Source organism: Xanthomonas sp. A1809, from assembly GCF_017746015.1.
Classification (GTDB): domain Bacteria; phylum Pseudomonadota; class Gammaproteobacteria; order Xanthomonadales; family Xanthomonadaceae; genus Xanthomonas; species Xanthomonas euvesicatoria.
Genome location: NZ_JAGHWZ010000019.1, coordinates 8,081 through 24,621, shown reverse-complemented (window position 1 = coordinate 24,621; position 16,541 = coordinate 8,081). Strand labels below are relative to the sequence as shown.

At 64.9% G+C, this 16,541-nt stretch carries 17 protein-coding genes and 1 tRNA gene; 14 read left to right on the top strand and 4 right to left on the bottom strand.

Annotated features, from left to right (window positions below; all coding sequences use genetic code 11):
• Positions 1-230 precede the first annotated feature (230 nt).
• Together J7396_RS20725 and J7396_RS20720 are read right to left on the bottom strand one after the other, a co-directional pair.
• A complete protein-coding gene (locus tag J7396_RS20725) occupies positions 231-3,167 on the bottom strand; it encodes a TonB-dependent receptor (protein ID WP_071118591.1) in 2,937 nt (978 codons plus the stop codon).
• A gap of 254 nt (positions 3,168-3,421) precedes the next feature.
• Entirely contained in the window at positions 3,422-4,393 is a 972-nt protein-coding gene (locus J7396_RS20720) for a LysR family transcriptional regulator (RefSeq protein ID WP_007966740.1), read from the bottom strand.
• A gap of 414 nt (positions 4,394-4,807) precedes the next feature.
• Between J7396_RS20720 and J7396_RS20715 the strand changes: the two genes are divergently transcribed.
• The 5 genes from J7396_RS20715 to fdxA all read left to right on the top strand — a co-directional run bounded on the left by J7396_RS20715 (position 4,808) and on the right by fdxA (position 8,772).
• Complete coding sequence (locus J7396_RS20715) at positions 4,808-5,440, top strand: 2-dehydro-3-deoxy-6-phosphogalactonate aldolase (protein WP_008574445.1); 633 nt, start codon at positions 4,808-4,810, stop codon at positions 5,438-5,440.
• Positions 5,437-6,585, top strand: coding sequence for a galactonate dehydratase (gene dgoD, locus J7396_RS20710; RefSeq protein ID WP_008574447.1), 1,149 nt, complete (start codon positions 5,437-5,439; stop codon positions 6,583-6,585). Before J7396_RS20715 ends, dgoD begins: the two co-directional genes overlap by 4 nt.
• Entirely contained in the window at positions 6,579-7,490 is a 912-nt protein-coding gene (locus tag J7396_RS20705; RefSeq protein ID WP_031422322.1) for an SMP-30/gluconolactonase/LRE family protein, read from the top strand. The genes dgoD and J7396_RS20705 overlap by 7 nt, the downstream gene beginning before the upstream one ends.
• On the top strand, positions 7,487-8,365 hold the full coding sequence (locus tag J7396_RS20700) for a 2-dehydro-3-deoxygalactonokinase (protein ID WP_008574741.1): 879 nt from the start codon (positions 7,487-7,489) through the stop codon (positions 8,363-8,365). The genes J7396_RS20705 and J7396_RS20700 overlap by 4 nt, the downstream gene beginning before the upstream one ends.
• Before the next feature lie 83 nt (positions 8,366-8,448).
• The gene (gene fdxA, locus J7396_RS20695) at positions 8,449-8,772 is read left to right on the top strand and encodes a ferredoxin FdxA (RefSeq protein WP_003481917.1); all 324 of its coding nucleotides are present in this window, start codon (positions 8,449-8,451) and stop codon (positions 8,770-8,772) included.
• A gap of 119 nt (positions 8,773-8,891) precedes the next feature.
• On the opposite strand, the gene J7396_RS20690 is transcribed toward fdxA, so the two are convergent.
• Positions 8,892-9,410, bottom strand: a complete 519-nt coding sequence (locus J7396_RS20690) for a hypothetical protein (protein WP_008574742.1) — start codon at positions 9,408-9,410, stop codon at positions 8,892-8,894.
• 16 nt (positions 9,411-9,426) lie between these two features.
• Entirely contained in the window at positions 9,427-10,335 is a 909-nt protein-coding gene (gene dapA, locus J7396_RS20685) for a 4-hydroxy-tetrahydrodipicolinate synthase (protein ID WP_011347123.1), read from the bottom strand.
• 93 nt (positions 10,336-10,428) lie between these two features.
• On the opposite strand from dapA, the gene J7396_RS20680 reads away from it, so the two are divergent.
• The 9 genes from J7396_RS20680 (at position 10,429) to J7396_RS20640 (ending at position 16,418) form a co-directional block, all read left to right on the top strand.
• Positions 10,429-11,055 carry a glycine cleavage system protein R gene (locus J7396_RS20680; RefSeq protein WP_002813792.1) on the top strand — a complete coding sequence of 209 codons (627 nt, stop codon included), beginning with the start codon at positions 10,429-10,431 and terminating at the stop codon, positions 11,053-11,055.
• Positions 11,056-11,066: 11 nt separating this feature from the next.
• The gene (locus J7396_RS20675; RefSeq protein WP_003481909.1) at positions 11,067-11,417 is read left to right on the top strand and encodes a ribonuclease E inhibitor RraB; all 351 of its coding nucleotides are present in this window, start codon (positions 11,067-11,069) and stop codon (positions 11,415-11,417) included.
• Positions 11,418-11,453: 36 nt separating this feature from the next.
• Positions 11,454-11,936, top strand: coding sequence for a peroxiredoxin (locus tag J7396_RS20670; RefSeq protein ID WP_008574748.1), 483 nt, complete (start codon positions 11,454-11,456; stop codon positions 11,934-11,936).
• A gap of 82 nt (positions 11,937-12,018) precedes the next feature.
• Complete coding sequence (locus J7396_RS20665; protein WP_008574750.1) at positions 12,019-13,416, top strand: PhoH family protein; 1,398 nt, start codon at positions 12,019-12,021, stop codon at positions 13,414-13,416.
• Complete coding sequence (locus J7396_RS20660; RefSeq protein ID WP_209262028.1) at positions 13,416-13,898, top strand: hypothetical protein; 483 nt, start codon at positions 13,416-13,418, stop codon at positions 13,896-13,898. The genes J7396_RS20665 and J7396_RS20660 overlap by 1 nt, the downstream gene beginning before the upstream one ends.
• Before the next feature lie 6 nt (positions 13,899-13,904).
• Complete coding sequence (locus tag J7396_RS20655) at positions 13,905-14,576, top strand: YoaK family protein (RefSeq protein WP_014089991.1); 672 nt, start codon at positions 13,905-13,907, stop codon at positions 14,574-14,576.
• Positions 14,577-14,613: 37 nt separating this feature from the next.
• Positions 14,614-15,423 (top strand): bifunctional hydroxymethylpyrimidine kinase/phosphomethylpyrimidine kinase, encoded by an 810-nt coding sequence (thiD, locus tag J7396_RS20650; protein WP_014089990.1) that lies wholly within the window; start codon positions 14,614-14,616, stop codon positions 15,421-15,423.
• Positions 15,420-16,301, top strand: a complete 882-nt coding sequence (locus J7396_RS20645) for an alpha/beta fold hydrolase (RefSeq protein WP_008578185.1) — start codon at positions 15,420-15,422, stop codon at positions 16,299-16,301. The genes thiD and J7396_RS20645 overlap by 4 nt, the downstream gene beginning before the upstream one ends.
• Before the next feature lie 40 nt (positions 16,302-16,341).
• Positions 16,342-16,418, top strand: a tRNA-Arg gene (locus J7396_RS20640).
• Positions 16,419-16,541: the final 123 nt, after the last annotated feature.

Here is a 16,541-nt window from a genome sequence, read left to right as displayed (position 1 = left end):
CTGCGTAGATGCGGTGTAAACCCGAGCGGGCTTACCTGGTAGCTGCGGCCGGAGCATAGGGCGCGGCCGTCATGCCAGACCAATGAAATATTCCTGGAAAGGTATTCGCTAAAACTATAACAACCCCAGAAAACCCGGCAACTCTGGCATCGCAGGGTGACGGCGCAAGATTGAACGTGGCGGGCTCAACTCTGAGAGCCCGCGCACGTCGCCTGCGTGATCGCCCGCACTTACCAGTTCATGCGCAGCACCAGCGAGTAGCGCCGGTCGTTGACGAACCAGCTGCGCGTATACAGATGGTTATCGACCTCGCCCCCCGTGTAGGACGTCGGCCCCATCAACACCTTGGTCACCGTGTTGGTCAGATTGTTGGCCTGCACGCCGAGCTGCACATGCGGGTTGAAGCGATAGAACGCCGAGGCGTCGAGCTGGCCGTAATCGTCCGACCAGGTCGGCAACTTGGTCGACACGTCGCTGGCGGTGAGCAGGTAGCGCGAACGCCAGTTGTAGGCCAGGCGCAACGAAAGCGGCCCTTTCTCGTAGATGCCGGCCAGGTTGTAACTGCGCCGCGACAAGCCTTCCAGCGGCAGGCTCACACCGGTGACGGTGGTCTGGGTGTATGGGTCGGTGGCGGTGTTCGCGCCGCCGCTGCTGTCGACGAAGGTGAAGTTGGCATTGACGCCGAACCCGCTCAGCCAACCCGGCCAAGAATCGAAGAACTGCGTGTAGCCGTATTCGAAGCCGCGGATGCGCCCCTTGTCCATGTTGTACGGACGCGTCACCAGCCAGTCCTGCCCACCGTAATTTTCGGTGACGGTCTGGTTGGAGAAGTAATCCTTGACGCTCTTGTAGAACAACGTCAGGTACATCATGTCGCTGGTGTCGAAGTACCACTCCAGCGCGGTGTCGTACTGATTGGCCTTCATCGGCTGCAGATTCGGATTGCCGGCAGTACCGGTCCACCTGGAAACGGTGCCGTTGGACTCGGTGTTTGCCGCAAGCAGCAGGTACGGCTGCAACTGCGTGTAGTCCGGGCGCGCCATCGCTTTGGATGCGGCGATACGCCACTGCAGCGCGTCGGAGAACTTGAAGCGCATGTTGAAGCTCGGCAGCACGTTGGTGTAGCTGCCCTTGGCGTTGTTGGCGAAGTACTGCCCGGTGTACTGCTCGCGCAGCGCTTCCGAACCCGCGCTTCCCGACAGGTCGGGGAACTGGCCGTAGCCATTTGCCTCGGTCTTGGTCTGCACGATGCGCACGCCGATATTGCCGTCCACCGGCACGCCCAGCGCTTCGTCGTTGCCGAAGTACATCACCGCGTAGGCGGCCTGGGTGCGTTCGAACTGGCGGTTGATGTCCTGCAGCTGGTACTTGTCCGGCGCCCAGCCCGACCCGCGCAGCGCCACGATCTGCTCGATCATCTTCGAGGTACCAGCGTAGTCCTTGACTGCGGCGTTGCTCGGAAAATAGAGACTGTTGGGCACATCGATCTTGCCGCGGAACAGATTGGAATACGAATACAGCTGCGAGGTGCCGGTCATGTAGGTGGCCAGATCGGCCAGTCCGGTCCCATTGGCGGTGTCGGGAATCTGCGCCCAGTTATCGCTGATCACACCCCAGTTGTAGCCGGAGTTTTTGTTGATCTGGGTGCGGTCGGTGGCGCGGATGCCGGCACGGAAGGTGCGCAGCCAGGCACTGTCGTCGAATGCGTATTCCAGGTCGAAGCGCGTGGCCAGTTCGCGGCCGCGATTCTTCGCCAGATGGTCCATGGCCGCACTCCAGAAATAATTGGAGGGGTTGCTGGTGTAGGTGCTGTCGGCAATCCCGACCGATGGATATTTGCCGCTCAGATCGAAGGTCAGGCCCGGCAGGTAGATCGAATCGAACAGGGTGAAGTCCAGCGAATCGCTTTCCGAGCGCACCAGCTGCATATCGCCGCGCACGGTGAGGTTGCCGGTGAGCTTGTGGGTAAAGCCGCCGGACAAATCCGAGGTGGTCGTGCTCTGCTGCGCGTAGCGGTTGTTGGTGTAGAAGCGCACGCCATCGTTGCCGGTGACGTTGCCGCGCCAGGAACTGGATGCCGGCGAGCCACTGACGAAGCGGCCGTCGGCATCGTAGGTAAATTGCGTTCCGGGGGCCGGGCCAATCGCGTTGGTGTCGTCGTTGAAGAACGCCGCGCGCTCCTGCCAGTTCATGTCGTAACTGGAGCGCATGTACTGCACGTAGATCTCGGTGTCGTCGCTAGGCCGCCACTGGAACGCGCCGGCCACGCCATTGCGCTTGCGCTCGAAATCGAGCTGCCGCCAGTTGACGCCGCCAGGCACGTAGACCTTGTCGAAGCTGGTGCCTTCCAGCAGCGCCGCATCGGTGCGACGCACGAACGGCTCGACCTGGATGCCATCGCTGCGCGTGGCCAGTTCCGAATGCGCCACATCCACCATCAAGCCCATCTCGCCGAGGCCGGTGTTCCAGCGATCGCTGAAGAGAAACGAGCCCGATGGCTTGTAGGTCTTGCTGAAATCGCCGTAGTTCACGTCGGCGGTCGCACCGATCACCCGGCCCGGCTGGTCGAACGGCATGCGCGTGCGCAGGTTGACCGTCCCGCCCAGACCGCCTTCGATGATCTCGGCCGACGGGTTCTTGTAGACGTCCACGCCTGCCATCAGTTCGGCCGGCACATCCTCGAAGCTCAGACCGCGGCCGCTAGCGGCGCTGAAGCTGTCGCGGCCATTGAGCTCGCCGCGCACCTGGGTCATGCCGCGAATCATCACGCCGCTGCCTTCGGCAGAGAAGTGATCCGGATCGTTACGCGCCATGAAGTGATCGATGGTCACGCCGCTCACCCGTTGCAGGGTTTCGGTGACGCTGCGGTCGGGCAGCGCACCGATGTCCTCGGCACTGACCGAATCGACGATCTGTTCGGCATCGTGCTTGATCGACTGCGACTTGATCAGGCTGGCGCGCACGCCGCGCACTTCGACCGCATCCAGGTCGGTGGCCTTGCTCGCGGTGCTCGAGGAAGCATTCTGGGACGACTGCGCCTGCTGCGCATAGACCGGCGCAGCGAGCAAGAGCCCGATGCTGATGGCCATGGCGGAACGGCGCAACGAAGGCAAACGACGGGCGAACACGCCCGTACCTGCCGAGGCATGGCTGGAACACTGGTACATCTGAATCCCTCCCAGGACGCAAGACGATTGAAACGGGTTGTCGCCGCGCAGACGCGCGGCGTGATCACGCAAAAAACGGGCGATGTCGCCCGTCAATTCCCTCCAGCAGGCGGCTTGGCCGCCGATCGCGTGCCCGACGTTACGTGCGCTTCAGCATGCGATCTGGCTCACACGTATAGGCGCACCACGCAGCGCCAGCCAATGAAAATTTCACAGGCTGCTATTCCGCTGCGGAATAGCGCGGGACGCACTGGTCAGGCAAGGGAGTCCGGCACGCGTAGCGCGGGATACAGACGTCGGGCCGTGGTGCGCAACGCCTGCAAGATGCGCTCGGCACCGGGCGGCAGGATGTAGTCGCGTCGTCGGATGATGCCGAACGATTCCATCCGCACGCCCAGTTCGATCGGCAGCACGGTGAGCAATTTCGCCTGGATCAACGGCGCCACCGATTCCACCGGCAGGGCGGTCAGCATGTCGGTGCCGCGCAGCAGGGTCGAGGTAACCGGCAGGGACGAGGTTTCGATGGCATTGGTCGGCGTCTGCACGCCGTGCTCCATGAACATCGAATCCAGGCGCGCGCGCAACACGCTGTCGGCGGGCGGCAAGATCCAGCCATGCCGTACCAGATCGGCATGCTGCAGGCCGGCGCGGCTGGCCAGCGGGTGCCCGGCACGCGCGATCACCGAATGCGGCTCGTCGGCCAGCGGTTCGAACTCCAGTTCGCCCACCCCTTCCGGGCCGAGGATGCGCCCGATCACGATGTCCAGCTGCCCGTCCAGCAACTTGGCCACCAGCGGACGGCTGTAGTCCATTTCCACACGCACCAGGATGTCCGGAAACTCGCGCTTGACCTCGGCGATGGCCTGCGGCACCAGGTTGGTGCCCGGATTGACCACCGTGCCGATCGAAGCCTGGCCCATGCGCCCGGCGCGTAGCGCGGCGATTTCTTCCTGCGCCCGCCCAATCTCCGACATGGCCGCGCGCGCGCGCCGGATCAGCACGTGGCCATACCAGGTGGGCTCAACGCCACGGGCATGCCGCTCGAATAACTTCACCCCCAGCATGTCTTCCATTTCTGCCAGCAGCTTGGACGCGGCCGGTTGCGTCATGCTAGCGGCCTCAGCCGCGCGCAACACCGAGCGCTGTTCGTGCAAATGCAGCAGCAGCAGGAGCTGGCGCGTCTTGAGCCGGGCTGCGTTGAACCAGGGAGTACCGGAATTTGCCATAGCGTGCGGTTGCGGCCGTGTATTCGTCGGAGGAATAGAATATGCCGAAAATTTCATTTGCAGCACATATCTCCCCGCGCGAGGCTATCGAACGCCGCAGCAGGAGCCCCTACCTCCCGGGCGCGGTCAGAACAGACGTGACCTGCCCGTCCGCGGGCGGCAACACGCGGCCCAATATGCGGAGGTGGAGAACGATGACGGCATCATGCCCGCCGATTGCAGGCCGTAGGACGGCGCACGCGTGTCCAGGCGGCGCTCCCTCAAGGTCGGAATCCATCGCCTTCGTCGTTACACGCTCTCTTGCCATATTGCGCATCGGCCGCCATGCCACGACCCGCAGTCGCGCAGCCTCCCCCGACGTTGCCGGCCACCCGGTCGCCAACCGCCGCTTTCCGCTCTACCGCGAGTAACCGCATGACTTCAGATACCACCGCCAGCCCGTTCGTCCTGCCCCTGGTCGCCATCCTGCGCGGCATCACGCCGGAAGAGACGCTCGACCATGTCGGCGCACTGATCGACGCCGGCTTCGATGCGATCGAAATCCCGCTCAACTCGCCGCGCTGGGAGCAGAGCATCGCGCTGGCGCAACAGGCCTATGGCGAGCGCGCCTGGATCGGTGCCGGCACCGTGTTGCGCAATGACGATGTCGACACCCTGGTCGAGATCGGCGCGCGCTTTATCGTCACCCCGAATACGCGCCCCAGCCTGATCCGTCACGCGGTGTCGCGCGGCCTGACCGTGGTGGCTGGTTTCGCCACCGCCAGCGAGGCGTTCGACGCCATCGACGCCGGCGCAACCATTCTCAAGCTGTTCCCGGCCGCGACCTATGGCGCCGCGCATGTGCGCGCGCTGCGCTCGGTGCTGCCCACGCACATCCCGGTCTACGTGGTGGGCGGCGTCAGCCCGCAGACCCTGGCCGGCTTTATCGCCCAGGGCGCTGCCGGCGCCGGCATCGGTGGCGAACTGTACAAGCCCGGCCAATCGCTCCAGACAACCCAGACGCATGCACGCGCCTTCGTGCAGGCCTACCAGGAACTGCAAGGATGAAGATCACCCGCCTCACCACCTACCACGCCGCGCCGCGCTGGCTGTTCCTCAAGGTCGAGACCGACGAGGGCATCACCGGATGGGGAGAGCCGGTCATCGAAGGCCGCGCGCGTTCGGTGGAGGCCGCCGTGCACGAACTGGCCGGCTATGTCGTGGGCAAGGATCCGGCGCGCATCAACGACCTGTGGCAGACCCTCTACCGCGCCGGCTTTTATCGTGGCGGCGCCATCCTGATGAGCGCCATCGCCGGTATCGACCAGGCGTTGTGGGACATCAAGGGCAAGACGCTGGGCGTGCCGGTGTACGAGTTGCTGGGCGGGCTGGTGCGCGACCGCATGAAGACCTACCGCTGGGTGGGCGGCGACCGCCCCGGCGCCATCATCCAGCAGATCACCGACTATCGCGCGCTGGGCTTTGACACCTTCAAGTTCAACGGCACCGAAGAAATGAAGCTGATCGACAGCGCGCGCGCGGTCGATGCGGCGGTGGTCAAGGTGGCGGAAATTCGCGAGGCCTTCGGCAACAGCATCGACTTCGGCATCGACTTCCACGGCCGCGTCGGCGCGCCGATGGCCAAGGCCTTGCTGCGCGAGCTCGAACCGTTCAAGCCACTGTTCGTCGAGGAACCGGTGCTGGCCGAACAGGCCGAGTATTACCCACGCCTGGCCGCCAGCACTTCCATTCCGCTTGCCGCCGGCGAGCGCATGTTCTCGCGCTTCGAATTCAAGAACGTGCTGTGCGCCGGCGGCATCGGCATGGTGCAACCGGACCTGTCGCATGCCGGCGGCATCACCGAATGCGTCAAGATCGCCGCAATGGCCGAAGCCTACGATGTGGGCTTTGCCCCGCACTGCCCGCTCGGCCCGATCGCACTGGCCGCGTGCCTGCACGTGGACTTCGTTTCGCACAACGCCGTGCTGCAGGAACAGAGCATCGGCATCCACTACAACGAAGGCGCCGACCTGCTCGATTACGTCATCAACAAAGACGATTTTCACTGCGTGGATGGCAGCATTGCGGCCCTGCCCAAACCCGGGCTCGGTGTGGAGATCGACGAAGAGATGCTCAAGCGCGCAAACGAAAATCCGCCGGACTGGCGCAACCCGGTGTGGCGCCACAGTGATGGCAGCATCGCCGAATGGTAAGCACGCCCGAACACACCGCCGTGCTGGCGGTCGACAGTCGCTGCACGCATGGCGAAGGCGTGCTGTGGTGCGAGCAGCGCCAGGCGCTGTACTGGGTCGACATCAGCGAAAAACGCCTGTGGCGACACCACCCGGCCAGCGCGCAGTCGCGCTACTGGACGCTGCCCGACCGCCCCGGCTGCATCGGCCTGATGGACGACGGCCGCGTGCTAGTCGCGCTGGCCAAGGCGATCGGCATTGTCGATCCGGACACCGTCGAAGAAGACGCGCTGCCCTTCGAGAAACTGGCCGATGTGGAAGCGGACAACCCGCTCACGCGCAGCAACGATGGCCGCGTCGACCGGCATGGCAACCTGGTGTTCGGCACCATGGACGAGCACGACAGCAAGGCCGCACGCGGTGCGTTCTACCAATTTTCGCTGAAGCACGGCTTGCGCGCCCTGCCGCTGCCGGGCGTTTCGATCCCCAATTCGATCTGCTTCGGCCTCGACGGCCGCACCATGTATTACTGCGATTCGGTGCGCCCGCAGATCCTGTGCTGCGATTACGACCCGCAGACGGCGCAAACCACCAACACGCGTGTGTTCACCACCCTCGATCGCGATGACGCCGAGCCGGACGGCTCGATCATCGACAGCGAAGGCCACCTGTGGAACGCGCAATGGCGTGCGTCGCGCGTAGTGCGTTATCGCCCCGACGGCAGCGTGGAGCGCATCGTGCAGCTGCCGATCAAGCATCCCACCTGCGGCGCCTTCGGCGGCGCGGCACTGGACCGCCTGCATGTGATCAGCTCGCGCCTGGACCATAGCGCCGACGAACTCGCGCGCATGCCCGAAGCCGGCAGCCTGTTTGTCTGCGACCTCGCCATCGCGGGCCTGCCAGAAAGCCGGGTGGCGAGCGCATGATCGCCATCGATTGGGGCACCAGTAGCCTGCGTGGCTATCTGCTCGATGCCGACGGCAAGGTCGTTGCGCAGCGCCGCGGTAGCGACGGCATCCTGGCCTGCCAGGGCCGCTTCGACGCAGTGCTGGCTGGCCTGGTCGACGGCTGGGACGGCCCACTGCTGCTGTCGGGCATGATCGGCAGCCGCAATGGCTGGGTCGAGCAACCTTACCTGCCCTGCCCGGCCGACACCGCCGCGCTCGCCCAGGCGATGCGCTGCTACGACGCCCTGTTGCCCGGCCGCGCACTGTGGTTCGTGCCCGGCGTCAGCACCGGCGAACAGGCCGGCGTGCCCGATGTGATGCGTGGCGAAGAAACCCAACTGGTCGGGCTGATCGCCGCGCTCGGCGACGGCGCGCATGTCGCCTGCCTGCCCGGCACGCACAGCAAATGGGCGCAGATCGCCAACGGCCAGCTGACGGGTTTTGCCACCGTCATGACCGGCGAGTTGTACGCCGTGCTGCGTCAGCACAGCATCCTGGGCAAGCTGATGGACGACGATCATGCCGCGCTGGACGCTGACGCATTCCTCCAAGGTGTCGACCGCAGCAACGACCCCGGCGGCCTCAGCCACCACCTGTTCGGCACCCGCACGCTCGGCCTGTTCGAACGCCTGTCCTCCGCGGCGCTGCCGTCCTACCTCTCGGGCGTGCTGATCGGCCACGAACTGCGCGCGCACCGCGGCGCTCACGCCATCGTGCATCTGGTCGGCAGCCCTGCTCTGGCGCAACGCTACGCATTGGCACTGCAGCACCTGGGCGTCGAAAGCCGACTGCATCCGGAAGATCTGGCTGCGGCAGGGTTGTTCGCGCTGGCCAGGCAGCGCGGACTGGCCTGACAGCCCGGCACGAAAAGCGCCAACAACTCCACACCCATCACGCGACTGCTTTAGAATTGGAAGGCTAAACGCCGGATTCCGCCATGCCTTTTGTTGTCACCGAAAACTGCATCAAGTGCAAATACACCGACTGCGTCGAGGTTTGTCCGGTGGATTGCTTCCACGTCGGCCCGAACTTCCTGGTCATCGACCCGGACGAGTGCATCGACTGCACCCTGTGCGAGCCGGAATGCCCGGCCAACGCGATCTACCCCGAAGACGACGTGCCGGCGGGCCAGGAAGCCTTCGTGGCACTCAACGCCGAACTCGCCAAGGCCTGGCCGGTGCTGACCGTGCGCCAGGAGCCGGCGCCGGATGCCGCCGAATGGGATGGCAAGCCCAACAAGTTGCCGCTGCTGCAGCGCTGAGCTGCACGACCGGGCGCGGCCCGGAGCTACACCGCTGCACGCACCTCACAGTGCACTCGGCACTAACGCAAAACGGGCGCCCAAGGCGCCCGTTTGCCATCCAGCAAACCGAACCGGCCTCAGCCGCCCAGTTTGCTCTTCAGCGAGGAGATCACCGCCACCGGCGCAGCCGCCGTGGCCGGCATGCCGCGCGGGTCCACGGCCGACACATAGCTGCCCGCATCGACCTTGACCACGCGCACCAGGAAGCTGGAACCTTCGTAGCTCACATCGTAGGAACCGAGCATCTGGGCCTTGCTGGCAATGGTCAGGCCCGGGATATCGGCCAACGCCGCGCCCACCTTGGCAAACACCTCGTCGCGCTCGCCCGGCACGGTAAAACCGCTGTTGGCGCTCGCCGACGGCGGCGTGTTGCTGTTCTGCTGCGTGGTGGAGGCCAGCGTCGGCACCTTCATCGCACCGGAGGTGTCGGGCAGGTTCAGGTCCGGCGGCACTTCCAGCGGACGAGCTTCCGGCGCCAGCGCATAGTCGCCGCGCGCGCCCTTATGGAACCAGCTGCAACCGCTCGTGGCGGCGACAGTGGCGGTCGCCAGCAACGCGAGCGACAGCACGCGGACGGGGGAAACGGAATGACGCATCGATAGATCTCCTGGGTCAGGCCGCGAGCATTTCGCGGCTGGAAAGCGCTTCCAACGCAATGGCGTCGGCGGCAAGGCGGTCGGCAGCAGGCTGGTGCGCCGCAGAAAGAGGCAGCAGCGGCAAGCGCAGGCCGTGGCCGATCCCGGCGCGCTGCAGCAGCGCCTTGACCGGGATGGGATTGGATTCGATTCCGCAGAAGCTGTGGTATTCGCTCAACCGCGCGTCCCAGGCGGTGGCAGCATCGCGCTGGCCGTCGCGGGCCAGATCGCACAGGCGCCGGTACGCCGCCGGCAAGGCGTTGGAGGCGACCGAGATCAGCCCGGCAGCGCCGGACAACATCGCGTGCGCCGCGCTGCCATCGTCGCCGCTGAGCACCACAAAACTGTCGCTGCGCAGCGCCACCAGTGCAGCGATGCGCTCGGGCTCGCTACGTGCTTCCTTGATGCCGACGATGTTCGGATGACCCACCAGCTCGGCCACCGTCTCCGGCAGCAGGTCGCAGCCGGTACGGCCCGGCACGTTGTACAGCACCACCGGCAGGCCACCTTCGTTGGCCACCGCCAGAAAGTGGGCCTTCAACCCGGCTTGGGTCGGACGCACATACGGCGGCGTCACCACCAGCGCGTACTGCGCGCCCAGCGCCGCAGCGCGACGTGTCTGCGCAATGGTCTTTGCCGTGCCGGACAAGCCGGTGCCGGCAAGCACCGGCACCCGGCCGGCGACCTGTGCCACAGCCGCGCGCAGCAGCGTGTCGTATTCGTCGTCGCTCAGTGCGGCCGCTTCACCGGTGGAGCCAGCAACCACGATTCCCTGCACGCCGCCGTGCAACTGCTGCTCCAGCAGCCGCCGCCAGGCATCCAGGTCGAGTGCGCCATCGGGACCGAAGGGGGTCGCCAGCGCGGTGATGATGCCGGAAAGGGACAAGATTCTGCTGCTCTTACGTGACAGGAAAAGGCCCGCGCGCACGCGGGTTGCGACCGCCTGCATGTTACTTGCGGCGCGAAACCACGGGCAAGTATGCTGGTCACCGCCAGGGCGCCTGCCCGGGCGGCCATTCAGCCTGATGCAATGCCGGAAGCCCCTTTGACCGACTCTACACCCCGGCCTTCGCCGACCGAAAATCACCTCCTGATCAACGCCTACACGACGCATCCGGAGTCCCCCCTGTTGCCCGTCACTCGCCGCATCGCCGACAGCGGCTGCAATCTCGTGGACGCCCGTCTGGCCACGGTGGGGCGCGACGTCTCGGTCACCGCACTGGCAACCGGCTCCTGGGATTCGGTCGCCAAGCTCGAAGCCATGCTGACCCGGCTCGAACGCGAAGAAGGATTGAAACTGGTGTGGTATCGCACCGGCCCCAAGCAGACCCAGTCCAACCTGCTGCCTTACATCGTCGAAGTGATCGCCGCCGACAAGCCGGGCATCCTGTTCCAGCTGGCCGATTTCTTCGACCGCCAGGGCATCACCATCGAAAACCTGCAGAGCACGCGCTACCGCGCCATGCAGACCGGCGCGGAGATGTTTTCGGCGCAGGTGACGATCGGCGTGCCGGCCAACATGCACATCGCCGCATTGCGCGATGATTTCCTGGAATTCTGTGATCACCTCAATCTCGACGCGATCATGGACCCGATGAAGTTCTGAGGCACCCATCAATGGCCATCGCGATCTCTGCGCTAAAACAGATGTTCGACCACATCCGCTCCGAGACCGATTGGAATCTCGACGGCCCGCTGCGCTGGGAATACTTCTTCGCCGATCCTGCGCAGGAGCCGCTGCAGAAGCTCGCCGAGCAACTGACCCAGGACGGCTATCGCGTCATCGACATTTTCCTCGGCGAACGCGACGAAGACGACGGCGATGACGAAGAGTCGTACTTCCTGCATGTGGACAAGAAAGAACATCACACCATCGAGTCGCTGAATCAGCGCAATGCGCAGTTCGACGCACTTGCCAAACGCTTCCATGTGGCTGCTTATGATGGGATGGACGTCGGCCCGGCCTGACCGCGCCGTCGCCCCTCCACTTTGGGCTGAGCAACGATGACCGACGCTGTGCTGGAATTACCCGCCGCAACCTTCGACCTGCCGCTGGCGCTGTCCGGCGGCACCCACACCACCCTGCGCGACCATGCCGGCACATGGCTGGTGCTGTACTTCTACCCGAAGGACAGCACGCCCGGCTGCACCACCGAAGGCCTGGACTTCAATGCCTTGCTGCCGCAGTTCAAAAAAGCGGGCGCGATGGTGTTGGGCGTTTCGCGCGATTCGGTGAAGTCGCACGACAACTTCTGCGCCAAGCAAGGCTTCGCCTTCCCGTTGATCAGCGACAGCGATGAAGCGCTGTGCCGCGCCTTCGACGTGATCAAGGAAAAGAACATGTACGGCAAACAGGTGCTCGGCATCGAGCGCAGCACCTTCTTGCTGTCGCCCGAGGGGCATGTCGTGCAGGAATGGCGCAAGGTCAAGGTCGCCGGCCATGCCGAGGCCGTGCTGGCCGCAGTAAAGGCGCACGCCAAACAGTGACACCCCTCGCTTCCCGCGTCCTCCATCACCCTGCAGCTGCAGGCGTGATGGCTCGCCCCTGCTCCATCACTTGGAAGACCCAATGACCCGAGGCAAGCGCATCTACGTGCTGGACACCAACGTGCTGATGCACGATCCCACCGCGCTGTTCAAGTTCGAGGAACACGATGTGTTCCTGCCGATGCAGGTGATCGAGGAGCTCGACAACGCCAAGAAGGGCACCTCCGAAGTCAGCCGCAATGCACGCCAGGTCAGCCGTTTCCTGGACGAATTGCTGGAAAACACCAACGCAGAGCAGATCCAGGCCGGCATCCTGCTCAGCCATCCACAGGGCATCCAGCTCAAGGGCCAGGCCGCGATCGGACGGCTGTTTTTCCAGATCAAGCCGATCGACCCGGGCCGCACCTTCGGCGAAATGCTGCCGGACAACAAGATCCTGGCCTCGGTGCTGGCGCTGCGCGAAGAAAATGCGGATGTGCCGGTCATCCTGGTGTCCAAGGACATCAACCTGCGCATCAAGGCCTACATCAGCGGCCTGGTCGCCGAGGACTATCAAAACGACCGTGCGCTGGACGATTTCAGCCTGCTGTTCACCGGCGCCATCGAGCTGCCGGAAGATTTCTGGCAGAAGCACAACGAAGATCTGCGCAGCTGGAACGAACGCGGCCGCACCCATTACGAAATCGTGCTGGCCGAGGACGAAGACTGGTATCCGAACCAGTACCTGTACCTGCCCGGCGAAGATGAAGTGGAGCTGCGCGTGGCCAAGGTTGGCGGCGGCAAGGCCACCTTGTGCCTGGTCGACGATTTCCGCAGCGGCCAGCATGCGGTCTGGGGCATCGTGGCACGCAACCGCGAGCAGAATTTCGCGCTCAATGCGCTGATGGACCCGGAGATCGACTTCGTCACCCTGCTCGGCACCGCCGGCACCGGCAAGACCTTGCTCGCACTGGCTGCAGGCCTGGCGCAGACCATGGACCAGCAGCGCTACCGGGAAATCATCATGACCCGTGCCACTGTCAGCGTGGGCGAAGACATCGGCTTCCTGCCGGGGACCGAAGAAGAAAAGATGACCCCGTGGATGGGCGCACTGACCGACAATCTGGAAGTGCTCACGCACAATCAGGAAGGCGGCTCGTGGGGCCGTGCGGCCACCAACGACCTGCTCGCCAGTCGCATCAAGATCCGCTCGATGAACTTCATGCGCGGTCGCACCTTCCTGTCGCGCTATCTGATCCTGGACGAGGCGCAAAACCTCACGCCCAAGCAGATGAAGACGCTGATCACCCGCGCCGGCCCCGGCACCAAGATCGTGTGCCTGGGCAATGTCGAACAGATCGACACCCCGTACCTCACCGAAACCACTTCGGGGCTGACCTACGCGGTGGATCGCTTCAAGGCATGGCCGCATAGCGCGCACATCACGCTGCGTCGCGGCGAGCGCTCGCGTCTGGCCGACTTCGCTTCGGAGGTGTTGTGATGCGCACCTATCGCGGCGCGGTGGCGCTCGCCGTGATCGCGCTGGCCGGCTGCGCCAGCACGCAGGGGCCAGCCAGCGTGCCGACCAATCTCAAGAACGGCCAGTCATGGATCATCACCCGGCAGAGCGTGGCCGAACAGGTGTTGCAGACCTGCTCGCGCGACAGCCCGGCACGGCATCCAGGCCAGATCAGCGGCTATTGGGCGCCGAGCCATCAGCAGATCGAACAGCTCGAAGCGCGGCAGGATGCGTTGACGCCCACCATTGCCGAGCCACGCGAGTTCGACCGCCAATACGTGGGTGTGGTGATCCAGGGCCAACAGTTGATCTACGTCAACGCGTTCAAGCTTCCCAACGACCCGCCGGTGAAACCGGCGCGGGAAGCGATCCAGGTCTGCGACGGCGGCAGCATGTTCTGGGGTGCGCTGTACGACCCGGAAACCGGCGCGTTCTCGCAGATTGCGATCAACGGTAGCCCCTGACCCGCGATGGGAATCCTGCTACCGCGCTGGGTCTGGATTGGCGCGGTGGCATTGTCGACCGTGGCCGGCATGGTCAATGTGGTGGGCTACCTGGGATCCGAGCACCAGGTGGTCAGCCATCTCACCGGCACGACCAGCCTGCTCGGCGTTGCCCTGGCGCAAGACGCCGCCCCGGACATCGGCTTTCTTTGCGGCATCCTCATCGCCTTCTGCGCAGGCGCCATGCTCAGCGGACTGATCATCCAGGACGATGTCGTACGGCTTGGACAGCGCTACGGCGCCGCGTTGCTGCTCGAGGCGCTGCTGTTGCTGGGCGCGATTGCACTGTTCAAGTTGCATCATGTCGGCGGCGTCCTGTGCGCCGCTGGCGCCTGCGGCCTGCAAAATGCGATGGCGACCACCCTCAGCGGTGCAGCGGTCCGCACCACGCATTTGAGCGGCATGTTCACCGACCTGGGAATCGGCCTGGGGCACCTGCTGCGCGGGCGTCCGCTGCAGGTGCGGCGCCTCACGCTGAGCGCGCTGATCATCAGCGGTTTTCTCGGCGGCAGCATCCTCGGAACCTTGCTGTTCCAGCGCTGGCAGTACGACGCGCTCTACCTGCCCGCCAGCCTCACCGGATTGACCGGCGCCGGTTATGTCGCCTACCTGCAGTGGCGCCGCTGGCGCACAGGATGATGCGCACATCCTCCGGCCAGCAGTGCAGAATCGCCACATGACTACGCCCAGTACGCTGTCCGCATTGAGCATCGCCGGCTCCGACTCCGGGGGCGGCGCCGGCATCCAGGCCGACCTCAAGACCTTCGCCGCGCACCGCGTGCACGGCTTGTCGGCGATTACCGCATTGACCGCGCAACACACCCGCGCCGTCACCGCCGTGCATCTTCCACCGTTGTCGTTTTTGCAGGCGCAGGTGGACGCCTGCTTTGCCGATTTCGAGATCCAGGCGGTCAAACTCGGCATGCTGGCCAATGCCGACGTCATTCATTGCGTGGCCGACCTGCTTGAGCGATATCGCCCACCGTTCGTGGTGCTCGACCCGGTGATGGTATCCACCAGCGGCGCGCGCCTGCTCGAAGATGCGGCACTGGATGCGCTGCGCACGCGCTTGCTGCCGCTGGCCACCCTGGTCACCCCCAACACGCCCGAGGCCGAGTTGCTGACCGGCCGCCGCATCGACAGCGCCGACGCCGCCGAACATGCCACCGCCGCCTTGCTCGACCTGGGCGCCAACGCCGTGCTGCTCAAGGGCGGACATCTGCACGAAGGCGCACGCGTGCTCGACCGCTTCGATGACGGCGTGACCCAGGATGTGTTCATGCACCCGCGCCTGCAGGTCGATGCGCACGGCACCGGCTGCAGCCTATCGGCGGCGATTGCCGCACAGCTGTGCCAGGGCCTGTCGTTGCTCAATGCCTGCGAAGCGGCGATCGATTACGTTGCACGCGCCATCCGCATTGGCCAACGCCCCGGCCACAGCGATGTGCTGGTGCTCGACCACTTCGGCGCCGCGCCCGGCGCATGAGCGTGCAGACCGACACCCTGCTCGCCAGCGCTGCAGATGGGCATCGCTGGCAGGTCATCCGTTGCGCACCGCCGCACCCGACGACAACGCTGCTGTGGCTGCCGGCATTGGGCGTGGCAGCGCGGCATTACCAACCCTTCGCACAGGCGCTCGCGTCCACCGGCGTTGCGGTGTATCTGCACGAATGGCGCGGCAATGGCAGCAGCACGCTGCGCCCGTCGCGTGAGCACGATTGGGGCTATCGCACGCTGCTTGCAGACGACCTTCCCGCCAGCCACGCCCTGCTCGATATCCACGACCCGCAGCTGCCGCGCATGGTCGGTGGACACAGCCTCGGCGGTCAGCTCGCGTGCTGCTACGCCGCGCTGCATCCGGTGCAATTCGCCGAGCTCTGGCTGGTGGCCAGCGGCTCGCCGTACTGGCGCAATTTTCCCGTGCCGATGCGTTACGGCCTGCCCCTGGCGTTTCGGTTGTTGCCTTGGCTGGCGCGCAGGCAGGGCGTGCTGCACGGGCGCAAGCTCGGTTTTGGCGGTACCGAAGCACGCAGCCTGATTGCCGACTGGGCGCAGGTCGGCCGCAGCAATCGCTATCGCGCGGCAGGCGCGCCATGGGACCTGGAACGGGCACTGGGCCAACTGCGCGTGCCGATCCGCGCAGTGACCCTTGCGCGCGACACGTTGGGTCCGGCAGGTGCGCTGCGCGCATTACTGGACAAGATGCCGCAGGCACACCCACGCCATGTGCGATTGGACGATGGGCAACTCGGCGCACGCAGCGATCATTTCGCGTGGATGAAAACGCCTGCGGCCGTGGTCGCTGCACTGCGTGACGCGCCTGACCATGACCTCGACGGCGCTGGAATTTCACAAAGGGATTGACGGCCCCGTCGGTCATCCGCATAATTCCGCTCCTGACGAGGCGCCCGTAGCTCAGTTGGATAGAGTACCTGGCTACGAACCAGGCGGTCGGGAGTTCGAATCTCTCCGGGCGCACCATCCTCAGAACAAGAAGAATAAGAAGACAGCACGCACGCGCTGATTTTCAGTTAAAAAGATCCGATCGCCCTGCGTCAGATCTGCAAGTCAAAACAAGATATGCGCCCGTAGCTCAGTTGGATA

What these genes read in the sequence shown, in the direction of transcription:
- J7396_RS20725 (WP_071118591.1), bottom strand. Translation starts at nt 3,167, where the DNA reads ATGTACCAGTGTTCCAGCCATGCCTCGGCAGGTACGGGCGTGTTCGCC.
- J7396_RS20720 (WP_007966740.1), bottom strand. Translation starts at nt 4,393, where the DNA reads ATGGCAAATTCCGGTACTCCCTGGTTCAACGCAGCCCGGCTCAAGACG.
- J7396_RS20715 (WP_008574445.1), top strand. Translation starts at nt 4,808, where the DNA reads ATGACTTCAGATACCACCGCCAGCCCGTTCGTCCTGCCCCTGGTCGCC.
- dgoD (WP_008574447.1), top strand. Translation starts at nt 5,437, where the DNA reads ATGAAGATCACCCGCCTCACCACCTACCACGCCGCGCCGCGCTGGCTG.
- J7396_RS20705 (WP_031422322.1), top strand. Translation starts at nt 6,579, where the DNA reads ATGGTAAGCACGCCCGAACACACCGCCGTGCTGGCGGTCGACAGTCGC.
- J7396_RS20700 (WP_008574741.1), top strand. Translation starts at nt 7,487, where the DNA reads ATGATCGCCATCGATTGGGGCACCAGTAGCCTGCGTGGCTATCTGCTC.
- fdxA (WP_003481917.1), top strand. Translation starts at nt 8,449, where the DNA reads ATGCCTTTTGTTGTCACCGAAAACTGCATCAAGTGCAAATACACCGAC.
- J7396_RS20690 (WP_008574742.1), bottom strand. Translation starts at nt 9,410, where the DNA reads ATGCGTCATTCCGTTTCCCCCGTCCGCGTGCTGTCGCTCGCGTTGCTG.
- J7396_RS20680 (WP_002813792.1), top strand. Translation starts at nt 10,429, where the DNA reads ATGCTGGTCACCGCCAGGGCGCCTGCCCGGGCGGCCATTCAGCCTGAT.
- J7396_RS20675 (WP_003481909.1), top strand. Translation starts at nt 11,067, where the DNA reads ATGGCCATCGCGATCTCTGCGCTAAAACAGATGTTCGACCACATCCGC.
- J7396_RS20670 (WP_008574748.1), top strand. Translation starts at nt 11,454, where the DNA reads ATGACCGACGCTGTGCTGGAATTACCCGCCGCAACCTTCGACCTGCCG.
- J7396_RS20665 (WP_008574750.1), top strand. Translation starts at nt 12,019, where the DNA reads ATGACCCGAGGCAAGCGCATCTACGTGCTGGACACCAACGTGCTGATG.
- J7396_RS20660 (WP_209262028.1), top strand. Translation starts at nt 13,416, where the DNA reads ATGCGCACCTATCGCGGCGCGGTGGCGCTCGCCGTGATCGCGCTGGCC.
- J7396_RS20655 (WP_014089991.1), top strand. Translation starts at nt 13,905, where the DNA reads ATGGGAATCCTGCTACCGCGCTGGGTCTGGATTGGCGCGGTGGCATTG.
- thiD (WP_014089990.1), top strand. Translation starts at nt 14,614, where the DNA reads ATGACTACGCCCAGTACGCTGTCCGCATTGAGCATCGCCGGCTCCGAC.
- J7396_RS20645 (WP_008578185.1), top strand. Translation starts at nt 15,420, where the DNA reads ATGAGCGTGCAGACCGACACCCTGCTCGCCAGCGCTGCAGATGGGCAT.